The organism is Cohnella ginsengisoli (genome assembly GCF_029525555.1).
GTDB lineage: Bacteria > Bacillota > Bacilli > Paenibacillales > Paenibacillaceae > Cohnella > Cohnella ginsengisoli.
The window spans coordinates 2,369,003-2,381,815 of record NZ_JAPDHZ010000002.1; the positions used below are offsets into that span (position 1 = coordinate 2,369,003).

General features: G+C 58.2%; 6 protein-coding genes and 2 tRNA genes. 5 read left to right on the forward strand and 3 right to left on the reverse strand.

Annotation, left to right across the window (positions count from 1 at the left end; all coding sequences use genetic code 11):
- Nucleotides 1-60: 60 nt before the first annotated feature.
- From OMP38_RS11080 to OMP38_RS11095, 4 genes are all read left to right on the forward strand, one after another.
- Nucleotides 61-1,854: a sensor histidine kinase gene (locus OMP38_RS11080; RefSeq protein ID WP_277565109.1), complete on the forward strand. Its 1,794-nt coding sequence runs from the start codon at nt 61-63 to the stop codon at nt 1,852-1,854.
- A gap of 186 nt (nt 1,855-2,040) precedes the next feature.
- A complete protein-coding gene (locus OMP38_RS11085) occupies nt 2,041-2,925 on the forward strand; it encodes a carbohydrate ABC transporter permease (protein WP_277565110.1) in 885 nt (294 codons plus the stop codon).
- Complete coding sequence (locus OMP38_RS11090; RefSeq protein WP_277565111.1) at nt 2,922-3,800, forward strand: carbohydrate ABC transporter permease; 879 nt, start codon at nt 2,922-2,924, stop codon at nt 3,798-3,800. The genes OMP38_RS11085 and OMP38_RS11090 overlap by 4 nt, the downstream gene beginning before the upstream one ends.
- A 322-nt stretch (nt 3,801-4,122) precedes the next feature.
- Nucleotides 4,123-5,388: an extracellular solute-binding protein gene (locus OMP38_RS11095; RefSeq protein WP_277565112.1), complete on the forward strand. Its 1,266-nt coding sequence runs from the start codon at nt 4,123-4,125 to the stop codon at nt 5,386-5,388.
- Between the two features lie 469 nt (nt 5,389-5,857).
- Here OMP38_RS11095 and OMP38_RS11100 read toward each other — a convergent pair whose 3' ends face one another.
- Nucleotides 5,858-10,855 carry an S-layer homology domain-containing protein gene (locus OMP38_RS11100; RefSeq protein ID WP_277565113.1) on the reverse strand — a complete coding sequence of 1,666 codons (4,998 nt, stop codon included), beginning with the start codon at nt 10,853-10,855 and terminating at the stop codon, nt 5,858-5,860.
- Between the two features lie 972 nt (nt 10,856-11,827).
- Between OMP38_RS11100 and OMP38_RS11105 the strand changes: the two genes are divergently transcribed.
- A complete protein-coding gene (locus OMP38_RS11105; protein ID WP_277565114.1) occupies nt 11,828-12,421 on the forward strand; it encodes a site-specific integrase in 594 nt (197 codons plus the stop codon).
- A gap of 184 nt (nt 12,422-12,605) precedes the next feature.
- On the opposite strand, the gene OMP38_RS11110 is transcribed toward OMP38_RS11105, so the two are convergent.
- Nucleotides 12,606-12,688, reverse strand: a tRNA-Leu gene (locus tag OMP38_RS11110).
- A 35-nt stretch (nt 12,689-12,723) separates the two neighbouring features.
- Nucleotides 12,724-12,798, reverse strand: a tRNA-Gln gene (locus OMP38_RS11115).
- Between the last annotated feature and the right edge of the window lie 15 nt (nt 12,799-12,813).

A 12,813-nucleotide genomic window follows, 5' to 3' on the forward strand; every position in this document is an offset into this window, starting at 1 on the left:
CCACCACGCCGATGCGAATCCCGCGAAGAGACGATACGACACGATGAGGAGGAATGCTGCATGATTCGTCCGCGCAAGCCGCAGCGGCTGATGAGCAAGGCGATCTTGTTCGTGGCGGCGCTCATGGTGCTGCCGATGCTGCTCATCTCCTGGTACGCGAACGAGCGCGCGTCGCTTGCGATTCAGCAGCAGACCGGCAAGGCTTTTCTCGAGCTGAACCGGCAAAACCTCGCCACGATGGACCGGCTGATGGATGCCGTCGATCAGAATCTCGTCGCCATGCTCCGCACCAGTCTCATCCAGAGCTGGGACGGCCCCGCGGAGCGAACCTCCGGCGAACGGGTGGGACAGTACGTCGAGACGGAAAAGCTGCTGGAGAATTACTCCGGCGAAGTGCAGTATTCCTTTTTTGCGTTGACCCAAAATCCGGACGATTACGACTTTGCCCCTTATACGGACCTGTCGGACTCCGGCGTTTTTCTGCCGGAAGGACAGCGGACGCTGCCCTGGCTGCAGCAGACGCTGGACAAGCGCGGCGGGCCCGCCATGCAGATTATCGGCCGCTTTGGCTACGCGACGAGCCCTTCCCTAACGCTCTCCTACTCCCGCGCCGTTTCCGATCTGTCCGGCGGCGGCCGCATGGTCGGCGTGCTCGTCGCGACGAACATCGACGGCGCGCTCGTCAAGCAGATGAATGCCTTCGCGCTGCCGAAGGGCGCCAATTCGACGCTGACGGATGCCGAAGGGCGCGTGCTGAGCGGGCGGACGGCGGCGACCGGGACCCTGTACCGGCTTCCTGAAGGCGGGCAGGAGCTGCTGCCGCGCGTGCGCATCGCCGGCGACAGCATGTACGTGTACCAAGACAGCGACGCGTATGGCTACCGGCTGATCTACGAGATCCCGCTAGCGTCGCTTGTCGGCAGCCACCAGACAGTGCAGTCGATCATTCTCGTCTCGGCCGCCTGCTACGTGCTGATCGTTTTGCTCGTGCTCTTCTACTTCGTCCGCTCGGTGCTGCGGCCGATGTCGCAGCTGGCGCGGCTGGCACGCGCCTTCGAGCCCGGCCGCCCGATCGCGGCCGAATTCGCGGAGCAGGCGCGCAGCGACGAGATCGGCCTGCTGTATCGCTCGTTCCATGCGATGACCGGCCGCATCAACCAGCTGATCGAGGAACGTTACGGCATGGAGCTGAAGCAGAAGGAATCCGAGCTGATGCTCATGCACTCCCAGATTACCCCCCATTTGCTTTACAACACCCTGGACTCCATCTATTGGTACGGCATACAAGGCGGGGTGCCCGAGGTCGCCGAGATGGTGCGCGATCTATCGACCGTGCTTCGGATCGGGCTGAGCCGGGGCAAGGAAATGATCACGGTCCGCGAAGAGCTGAGTCACGCCGTCGCCTACATGCAGCTGCAGGACAGGCGATATCGGCACTCTTTTCAATACGCGGTCAACGCCGACGAGGATACGCTGGATTGCATGCTGCCGAAGGTGATCATCCAGCCGCTCGTGGAAAACGCGATTTTGCACGGCGTAGGCAAGATGGAAGGCGAGGGCGAAGTCGAAGTGCGCGTCCGGCTTGACGGCGGCGATCTGCTGATCGTCGTCCGGGACAACGGCTTCCGGCCGGTCGATCTGGCCAAGATCGAAGCGCTGCTCGCGGGCACGTCCGGCGCTGACGGCGGGTTCGGCATTCGCAGCGTACATCGGCGCGTCACGCTGCGCTTCGGATCGGATTACGGGCTGCGCTACGAGGCTCGCGAATCCGGGGGCACGAGAGCCGAGCTTCGCCTGCCACGGCTGCTCAAGAACGGAGACGAGCAGCCGAGCGGCCACGGCGCGGTCCGATAGCGGCGCATGGACAGACGGACGAATGCGCAGACGCCGGCGGCAACGCCCGATCCGGCTGTCGCGATCCTCGAATTGTGGAGGATCCGTCATCACATTCGGAGGAGCCGTCATGGGCGTTCGTCCCGGCCGAACGTACAATGAAAAGATACGATAGCAAGTCTGTTCATCGGGAGGAATCACGCACAAATGACTTACAGCCGTCTCGCCAAGCGGTTCCGGGACCACTTCTGGGGAATCGCGTTCCTGCTGCCCGCCGTCGCCGTCTTCTGCCTGTTTCTATGGACGCCGATCGCCAAGGGGATCTTATACAGCTTCATGCAAGTCGACTTCGTGAAAGGCAACCATTATGTCGGGTTGGACAATTACAAAGCCGTGTTCGACAATAGCGTCGTCGGCATCGCCGTGCGCAATACGATCTTCTACATGCTGCTCGGCGTCGTCATCGGCTTTTGGGTGCCCAGTATCGTCTCGATCGCCGTATCCGAGCTTCGGTGGTGCCAAGGCTTCATGCGCCTGATCGTATACTTGCCCAACATCGTGCCAGCCGTCGTCCTGTACGGCATGTGGCAATATTTGTACGACCCGCTCGGCCCCTTGAATCAGATTCTGGGCTGGTTCGGCGCCCATCAGGTGATGTGGTTGACCGACAAAAGCGTGGCGATGCTCTCCATCGTGTTGGCCGAAACCTGGCAGGGCTTCGGCAGCGCCGCGCTGATCTATCTGGCCGGCATCGTCAGCATCCCGAAGGATTTGTACGAAGCGGCCGAGATCGACGGCGCGGGCATTTTGCAGCGAATCCGCTACATTACGATTCCCGGTATCCGCCATCTGTACGTTTTGCTGTTCATCCTGCAGCTCATCGGCACGTCCCAAGGCTTCCAGACGCATGTGGCGCTGACGGGCGGCGGTCCGAACAACACGACGCTGACCTATATGTACCAGATCACCAACGAGGCGTTTATCCGCTTCGACTTCGGCCGGGCCGCCGCGATGGGCGTGCTGATGTTCGTCGCATTGACCGCGTTGTCCGTCCTTCTTTATTCGTTCCAGGGAAGGAGCAAAGCGGCATGAGCAAAGCAGCGCGCGAACGTACCATTTTATCGTCCTACGACCTTAGGAAGCCGTCCGTCAAGATCGGCTACGGGCTCATGCTTCTGGCGCTGGCGGCGATTGCATTCACGATGCTGTATCCGTTCGGCACGACGATCTTCTCGTCGCTGAAGACGAGGCAGGAGATCTTCGTCTTTCCGCCGACCTTCCTGCCGAAGCACTGGACGTTCGCCAACTACTCGGAAGGCTTCCAATACGTCGATCTCGGCCGGTCGTTTTTGAACACGCTCGTGATCTATGTCGGCATGGCGACGATCCCGCTGCTGATCATGGGTCTCGCGGCCTTCAGCCTGTCCCAGATGAAGATTCCGTTCCGCAAGACGACGACCCTGTTTTTCATGAGCACGCTGATGATTCCGTCCGCGACGTATCTGATCCCGAGCTTTCTGAATTTGCAGAGCCTCGGCCTGATCGATTCTTACTGGGCGCTGTGGCTGCCCGCGGCCGCCAATGCCTTTAACATCGTGCTGCTCAAAAGCTTTTTCGACGGCATTCACAAAGAGCTGTTCGAGGCGGCGCGCATCGACGGCGCGTCGGAGATTCGCGTCTTCCTGCGGTTGGCCGTGCCAATGTCGCTGCCCGTCTTCTCGACGCTGCTGATCTTCGCCTTCACCCAGACGTGGAACGACTGGTACTGGCCTTCGCTCATCATCACGACGCCGGAGAAGCTGCCGATCGCGCCGGTCGTCTACCGCAACATTACCCAATCGGTCAACATCCCGCTGAACGTCAAGTTCAGCGTGCTGACCGTCGTGATGATCCCGCCGCTCGCGTTCTTTTTGATCTTCCAAAAGAACATCATGCACGGTCTCAATTTGTCCGGCGTCAAAGGCTGAACGCCTTCCGGAGGTCCGGTGGATCCGTCATCATCCCCCCGTGGATTCGTCATCGTATGCGGATTACCGGATCGCTATGCTTAAGAAGCCAAGACAATTTCCATCCAGGGGGAAGGGGTTATCGTCACCATGAAAAAAAAATCAAAAAGCAAACGCCGCCACAGGGCTGCTGCTCGGACTGGCATTGGTTGCAACCGCTTGCGGTGGCAACGGCAACAATAATGAGGCAGCGCCTAGCGCGAGCGACTCGGCAGGCGCTTCGCCTTCCGCATCCGCATCGGCGTCCGCAAGCGCTTCAGCGGCACCGACCCAGGCGCCGGACGTGACGTTGACCGTGCAGTATCCGACGGCCGACAATCCGGTATGGGTCACCGTAGCAGACGATCAGATCAAGCGCTTCAGCGAGAAGTTCCCGAACGTGACGATTAAAAAGAATACGTGGCAGTACAACCCGAACGAGATCGGCGTCAAAATGGCCGCCCACCAGGCGCCTTCCTTCTTCCAGACGGCCGCGACCGAAGGCAGAACGCTGGTCGAGCATAGCTGGGCCGCCGATCTGACCCCTTACCTGGAAGGCTATGCGCAAATGGACCAGATCAACAAATCCCTCCTCGAGCCGTTCACGTTCGACGGCAAGATCTACGCGCTGCCTTCGGACGCCTACATGATGACCGTCACGCTGAACAAGAAGCTGTTCGAGACGAAAAACGTGGCGATTCCATCGCCGGACTGGACCTGGAATGAATTTTACGAGGCGGCCAAGGCGACTGCCGATCCGGCCAAGGGCATCGCAGGCTTTGCCATTATGGCCAAGGGCAACGAAGGCGGCTGGCAGTGGACGAACCTGCTGTATCAAGCGGGCGGCGAAGCGCAAAAGGTCGAGGGCGGCAAGGTCGTGTCGACCTTCAACTCGGATGCCGGCGTCAAGGCGATGGAATTCCTGAAAAAGCTGCGCTGGGAAGCGAACGCGCTGCCGCAGAACTGGGCGCTTAACTATGGCGACACGTACAACCTGTTTAAGCAAGGACGCGCGGCCATCGTGCTCGGCAATGCAGTCGAGGACGCGGTCAACAACGGCGGCATGAACAAAGACGATCTGGTCGTTCTGCCGATGCCTGCAGCCGAAGCCGGCGGCGAGCATGTCGGCATCATGGGCGGCAATTTCTTCATCGTCAATCCGCAGGAAACGCCGGACGTGCAAAAAGCCGCATTTGATTACATCACGAACGATTACTTCACGGACAGCGGCGTCGAATCGCTCCGCATGGACCTGGAGAGCCGCAAGTCCAAAAATCAGGTGCGGGTGCCGAACGTCGCCAACTATTACACGCAGGATTCCGAATACGGCAAAAAGATGCAGGCGGTATACGACGCTTATCCGGAGACGGTTTACAAATACGACGACCGCGTCTACGAGCTGGCGAAAGGCAAGACGGAGCCGTCCTACAACGGCCAGGATTACTACGCGGCGCTCACGAACGTCATGCAGGAAGTATTGACCGACAAAAACGCCGACGTCAAAAAGCTGCTCGACGCAGCCGCAACGAAGTTCGACAGCGACTTCCTCTCCAAGATTACGCTCGAATAAAAATGGCATGGCAGCGGCCGCGTTCCCGATCGGGAGCGCGGCCGTCTTGCTGCGCGCGGAAGCGGCAGGGGCCTTTCCCTGCCTGCCCTGCCCTGCCTGACTATCCTTGCCTTGCTCTGCTCTACTCTGCCTTTTGCATCGCATCGCACCGTTCCGCTCTGCCCGGCCTGGCCTTGGCGACGTCAATCAGCTTATGCGCCGCTTGCTCTCGCTATCGCCATTCATTCTCCCCGCTTTCTGTCTCGCGCGATTGCCGGTCCCTTTTCTCGCCATGGACTGATGCGATTGTCATTAAGCCTCCTCGGTTCTTGCCTTCGCGACTGCGGATCGACCTCTCGTCCCTCACCCCTCACCCCTCGCCCCTCCCATGCCTAACTCCAGCTTGATCCGGTTCGATCGGGCTTCCCATAATAAAAAAGCCGAGCGTCGCCTGTTGAGGCGACGTTCGGCTTTTCGCTTGCAGTTGGGATTAATTCCTTGTCTTCAGGATTTGATAGATGAATTGCGCCGCCTCTTGTCTGCTCAGGTTGGACTTGGGATTCATCATATACTTGCCGTTGACCGGCGCTCCCTGCAGCAATCCTTGCTCTCGCAGTGCCGCCACGCTTGGCGCAGCATAGCTTGCGATCGCGCTGCTGTCCGCAAAATACGCCGGATCGCCGGCCGACGAAGGTTGAAGGCGTCCGGCAGCCTCGAGCGCCCGCGCTGCGATCACGGCAGCGTCCTCGCGGGTGATTGCCGCTTGCGGGCGGAAGAACTCGCCTTTCGTTCCCTTTACGATCCCCAGCGCACGCGCAGCGCCTACCGCATCGTAATAATAGCTTGGGGACGATACGTCTTCAAAGCCGCCATTCCCCTCCGCCTGGAGCTCCAGCGCGTGCATGATCATTTTGACGAAATCGGCTCTGGTCACGTTCGCCGTCGGCGTAAACGTATCCGTCGATGTGCCTTCCACGATTCCTTTGGCCGCAAGCACTTCGACGGCATGCCTTGCCCAGGAATGGGTCATATCCTTAAAAGTTCTGTCGACGTAAGCAACCGCGTAAACGCTAAAGTGTGTCGTGCGGAAGACCAAAGTCCCTGTTGCCGCATCGTAGCGGGCGCTCGGCAACAGCGTTGCGTTGCCTGCCGCATCCACGTAGACGGCGGCCAGCTTCTCCGCCGACGCCGATTCCGCGGATGTCGGAACATACGGCAACGATACAGTTACGGGTCTGCCGGTATCCTTCCATTCAATGGGTTGACCGTCAGCGGTTGCGTGTAACTCGATCATCGGGCGATCTCCCACAATCGCGCGCGCGCTTGGACTCAGCGCGTCTGCATTCATCGCTCCAAGGACGAGCCCGTAGCTGCCCGCGCCTTCATGTTCGGTGCGCGCGAACAGGTCCCCGGGCACTTGAATGCTACCAGTCGGCGTTTTAATCTCGATCACCGTGCTGCTGTCGAGCGCGTTCATCACTTCCGGCGGCAATTCCACGCCGTAACGGGAGCTGCCCTCGACCTTTTGCAGCTCGATCGTCGTCTTGATCGTGCCGTCCGCTTGCTTGACGGCACCCTTCAAAGCCGCTTGCAGCTCGGCCGTCCCCACCCGGGCCGTTGCCGTGCCGCTCGCCGTATCCAGTACCGGCTGCTTCGCCAGCTTGCCTCCCTCGACTGCCGGCGTCGGCGTCGGCGTCGGTATGACAGGCGCAGGCGATGTCGACGGTTGTGGAGACGTAGATGGTTGTGGAGACGTGGATGGTTCAGGTGACGTGGATGGTTCCGGCGTTGTCGACGAGGCCGGTGCCAGTACCAGGTCGCCGAAGTAGTTCGGATCCTTGGCGCCGCCGATTCCGCTCATGTATTCGATCCATCCGCGGCGTCCCGCGCCGTCGTCGTCGTTGATCAGCAGCGAGAAGCCGAAGCGCGCCCCCGTCTCCACGGTCGTGCCGTCCTGGACCAGTTCGCTCCACGGAATTGCGAGCTCGTAGACGGTATGCTTCGTGTCATCGTTGCGTGCCGCCTTCGAGACGATTCCGGTCAAATTGCCGGTCGTCTTGCCCGCGGGCGCCGTCCAGCGCCAGGCCTGCGTCGATCCGTCGGCCAGCAGGGCGACGCCGATCTCATGATAGCCGATGCTGCCGATGTCCGCAGCTCTCGCCGGGTCGAATGCGAATTGAATGCTGTCGCCAGCCCAGATGCCATCCGCTGTTCGCGTCTGGCTATGGATGTTGTCCGTACCATCGACGGCCAGGTACAGGTGCTCGTCATCCCACTTGAGATAAGCTTTGCCGCTCAGATCCGGCAAACCGCCCCAATCGTTTATCGCCTGAACCTGTTCGGCTTGATCCAGGCCAATCTCCATCGCGCCATCCCACTCGCCGTTCGTCAAAACGCCGTCGACGGTCGGTGCAGTTTCGTCTTTCTCCGCCGCCAGGAAGCTGATCGGATAAGTCTGTTCGCTCGTATATCCGCCAGAAAGCTCGATTTTTACTTTGACTTGGTTCAGCTTCGCATTTACGGCTGGGACCGGGATCGTTTCCGTCCCCGTCTCGCCCGGCGCGATGCCGTCGAAGCTGACGGAACCCGCCAATTCGGCCGGCTCCATAACGGTCAGCGTGCCTGCGAGCTCCGTCGCGCTCGTATGATTCGAGACCTGCGCCTGCAGCGACCACTTCGTCCAATCCCCTGCCTTCAGCGGTATCGGCTCGAGCTTCAGGGAGACCGGTCCGACGACCGTCGGCGTCACCTGAACTTCCCCGATCGTACTGCCACCGGATTCCACCCGGATTCGAACGGCAAAGCTCTGCTCTTTTTCGTTGGCAGGAACTTTCACTTTCAAAGCGATCGGGTCGGTACCGGTTCCGAAGGACGTATCGCCCTCCAGCTCCCATCCGGTCGGCAGCTGCGCCTGCAGCTCGCCGGACAACGAAGCGGTCGATGCCGAACGGTTCAGCGCGATTGTCAGCGTCTCGCCCGCGGCGACGACCGGCATCGGCTGCTCCGCGGAAAAGCCCGGTGCCGCGGACTGCAGGCTCGTTACGGCGCCCTCGATGAAGATCGGCGAATCCGATACGGTCGTCGTAAGGACGCCGCCGGTCACCTGATAGTCGACGCTGTTGCCCATCATGTCCGTCACCTTGAACGGACCGGCGCCAAGCTGCAGTCCGACCGTCCGCGGGTTGAATTGGTTCCAGGCCACGACGACGTCTTTGCCGTCGCTATCCCGGCGGAATTGATAGAGGCCGAGCGTTGCATCCGGCTTGGCCGACTTGACGAACCGTGCTTTCGTCAGTTTGTTGGTCATGGTGTTGTATGCGACATAGCCGACCTTCGCTCCGTAAGGATTGTTCGGGTCGTTTTTATTTTTGACCAGACCGAAGTTATGTTCGGGCTCGGTCTTGTCGAGACCGTCGTTGTGAAAATCGTACCAGAAGTACTTCTCGATGCCGCCCTCCTCCATCAGCAGCACGTTGGTCCGGATCGCATAGGCAGCCGCAGTCTCTTCGCTGACGGAGCGAGGACCTTCATGCGTCGGCCAGCCGATTTCCGTAACCCAAATCGGCTTGACGTCCCCATACTCCGCCATGAGGTCTTTAAGCGCTTTGATCTGACCGATCATATTGCCGGCCTCGGGACTGAGCGGGTAAGTGTAAGGATGCACGGAGATCGCGTCCATGTATTTCGTTCCGTTTCCATCCGCGTCCATCATGTTGCGCAGCCACTTCAGATCGATGCCGCCGAGTGCTGTACCCATGACTTTATTATTAGGATCTACCGCTTTGAGCGCCTCGTAGGCAACCTTCAGCACGCGCGCATAGTCGGCTTCCGACCGGTTGGTCGGGTTAAACGGCGCGATATTCGGTTCGTTCCAAACTTCATAGTCGGTTACGCGGCCCTTTAAATGCGTAGCGACGAACGTGACATAGCGGCGGAAGCCTTCAAGCCCCTCCTCCGTGTACGGGAGCCCGCCTCCGTCGTAATATGGATTGCCGTAAGCCAGCAAGAACAAAGGCTTCAGGCCTTTCTCCAACGCGCTGTCGATCGTCTCGTCCCATTTGGGCAGGAAGTTCAGCTCGCCTTTGACCAGCTCGGCCTGTCCCCATCCGCCTCCGTCCCGAATGTACTGGAAGCCTCCCAGCTCCAGCAGCTCCAGATTTTCGCTCAGACTCCAGGTTTGGTCGAAGTGCGTATTCGCGGCAAAAATATCGTCGTTGCCTCTCGATGCATTGACCGGATAGACGCGGCTGAACGACGTCTTCTTTTCGATATGAATCGAACCGTCCGAATTCGTTGCCGATACGGTCAGATCGTAAATGCCATGTGCAGATGACGGGATGACAATTGGTCCTGCTTCGAGCGTCCCCTTGGCCGGAAGCTGCAAGCCGCTCACGCTGCTCTCGTACACGGTAGCGCCGACGCTGTTTTTCGCAAGCACATCCACGCGAAAGCTTTGCTCCGCATTCGTAAAGTCGGTGAGCTTCAGCATAAATGCCGCTTCCTCGCCATCCGGGAAGACGTTGCCCACACGATTGCTCGAAAGCTCCGCCTTGACGAGCTCCGTCGGCGGCTTCGGCGGCACCATGCCGCCCATAGTGACGATAAATGCGTCAATGTCCGCAGTGGCGTAGTCATCGCTGTTAAGCTGAACCCGGATCTTATTGTCCGTCCCTGCTTGCAACTTCACGACAACGGGCTCCGTCTCCGCGAAATGGTCCCAACCGCCCGTGACCGGGAAGTAGATCTTCTGCGGCTGCTTGGCACCGTTGACATAGAGACTTAAAAATTTCTGATCCGAGAAGCCGTTGGCATACCGGATGACGACTGTTGCATCGCCGCCCTCGCCCCCGTCGGCCGTTACTTCGCTATAGGCGCCAACATCGATCAGCGAGCCAACCACTTGGCCGCCTGAAGCCTGTCCTGCGTCCTGGATGCGTCCCAGACCGCCAAACGTGCCGTTTTCAGCCTCGTACGTTGCCGCCGGATACAGCGTCACCGTGTAGGCGTCGATGTCCGCCGTCGGGTAGTCGGTGCTGTCCAGCTGAATCTTGATCGTATTGTTGTTTCCAGCGTTCAGAGAGACGACGATCGGATCCGTCTCCGCGAAGTTTGCCCAGCTGCCGGTTGGCGGAAAATAAACCTGTTGCTGCTTAACGCCATTCACGTATAAGCTGACAAACTTCGTGTCCTCAAAACCGTTGGCATATCGGATGACGACACCGGCCGTACCGCCTGCGCCGCCGTCCACCTGAACGGACGTATACGCGCCGACTTGGACGAGCGCGCCGATGACCTTGCCGCCCGATGCCTGATCCGCGCTTTGCAGAGCGCCGCCACCGCCGTAGCTGCCATTTTCCGCTTCATAGACGACCGCGTTGCCGATTTGCTCCGCGCGCGCGATTGCCGCCGCCCCAAACGTTGCCTGAACGATCGCGGCTGCGAACAACACGATTGCAAGTAAGCCGCAGATCCCTTTTTTCCATTGCATGACTCAGACCTCCGATAGCTGCATTTTGGCATTTCGACCATCTGAAAAGAATCAATTAATTTGAAGCGCTTTCAGTATTGCTCGAACCATTTGCCGTCTCGGCGCTTTGGCCGGGATGCCTGTTCGAAAAAGCAATTCCCTCCTTACTTGGCGTCTAACGGCTTTCCTAATTATAAAAAAGAGACGCCCCTTGCTCCCATGACCGTTCCTCCTCAGATGATGACGGATCCAATCCTGCTTGCGCGGGAGCGGTTAGATACGGACGATGAACTTTTCCAAAACAAAAAAAGCCTCCATTCTCAGCTCGCGCCGTGAAGGAGCCTTTTGTCTCCACGATGATCGCCTTCCTAACGAACGTTCGTTCGCAATAATCATTATACGAACTAGCGTTCGCAATCAAGGTTATATCTTATCTATTAATGGCCGAATTGCCTTCTATAGTAATGTGATGATCGTGGAGGGGTTGGGAACGGATCTGTTCGAGGTGATCCGGCAGCGGAAGCTAGAGGGCATTGCAAGCGCGCTAGTAGCCCATACGTGGGGCGCCGGGATCCGCGCTGAATCAAGTTAATCAATTACCAATATGCCGAAGTGGCGATCGCGGGATATCGCCGGGACGAATTCGGCTGGCTTGCTCACTATGAAGGCCGCAAAGCCGGGATCATTAAATTCGCGCCGACCCCACACAAGAAAGCATTTCGTTCGGTGGCTGGTGGTGGACGAAGCGAGAGATGCTGCGAGCGCCGGAATTTGTGAAATTTTACAAATAAAAAACAGCGGGGGAACCTTTCATCGATCAACTGTCCAAACCAGGTGCGCGCAAAGATGGACGAGTTGATACGCTCTCCAGTTACACTATTCGGTACATTTACAGTGTTCTCAGAAGCATCATGTCCAAGGCAGTTGAATGGCGATTGATCAAAGAAAACCCAATGTCCGGAATTAAAAAAGCCTAAGATTGAAAAACGGGAAATGGAGTATTTCTCAAGCGAGGAAGCGGAGGCGGCCATAGCAGCCCTTTACAAGGAGCCGATTATGTGGAAGCTCTTCATGCTCGGAGCGATGATCGGCGGTTTTCGCCGCGGCGAGCTGGTTGCGTTGACTTGGGATGACGTAGATTTTGAAACAGGCACGCTCAGGATTGATGAGAGCATCTCCTTAATCCAGGACGGAGAAGCTGTCGTTGAGGATCCCAAAACAGAAAGCTCGGCAGCGACTGTAGACATGCCAAAATGGTACATGGAAGAACTTAAGACATACGAACGGGAATGGAAGAAAAATTTCTTTCATGTTCAAGATAAGTGGCAATGCACTGATGGCCGCCGTTATGTTTTCCATGCGGGATTCGGGAAACCGATATATTTTACGTATCCTACACAATGGTGGGACCGGTTCTTAAAGCGGCACGGCCTAAAGGATATCCGGCTTCATGATCTGCGACATACTACGGCTACGCTGCTCCTCGAGGCAGACACCGATCTCAAAAAAGATTCAAAACCGACTTCGGCACTCCCAATACTCGACCACTGCAGATCTATACACCCACGTCACGTAGAAGGCGAGTAAAGCGACCGCTGCAAAGTTTGATCGTTTTGACCCCCGCCCCGAGCTGCGAGGCTAAAGTTCGCTCCCACGCCGCTCCCACGATCCAAAAAGGAGAACGTATAATCCCCTTTGAATTCTTGTGCTCAAAAACAAAAATAAAAAAAATCCCTTACGTATTAAGGGATTTCAGGGGGTTTTATAAAGTTGGTGCGCGTAGAGGGACTTGAACCCCCACGGTTGCCCGCCAGATCCTAAGTCTGGTGCGTCTGCCAATTCCGCCATACGCGCATGGCATTGATGGTTCCTTTAATCGTAAAACCAAATGGCTGGGGATCTAGGGATCGAACCTAGGAATGACGGAGTCAAAGTCCGTTGCCTTACCGCTTGGCTAATCCCCAACGGATAAGATAATG

Excerpts from the sequence above, each read along its gene's own strand:
- OMP38_RS11080 (WP_277565109.1), top strand. The coding sequence starts at position 61 with ATGATTCGTCCGCGCAAGCCGCAGCGGCTGATGAGCAAGGCGATCTTG.
- OMP38_RS11090 (WP_277565111.1), top strand. The coding sequence starts at position 2,922 with ATGAGCAAAGCAGCGCGCGAACGTACCATTTTATCGTCCTACGACCTT.
- OMP38_RS11105 (WP_277565114.1), top strand. The coding sequence starts at position 11,828 with ATGGAGTATTTCTCAAGCGAGGAAGCGGAGGCGGCCATAGCAGCCCTT.
- OMP38_RS11085 (WP_277565110.1), top strand. The coding sequence starts at position 2,041 with ATGACTTACAGCCGTCTCGCCAAGCGGTTCCGGGACCACTTCTGGGGA.
- OMP38_RS11100 (WP_277565113.1), bottom strand. The coding sequence starts at position 10,855 with ATGCAATGGAAAAAAGGGATCTGCGGCTTACTTGCAATCGTGTTGTTC.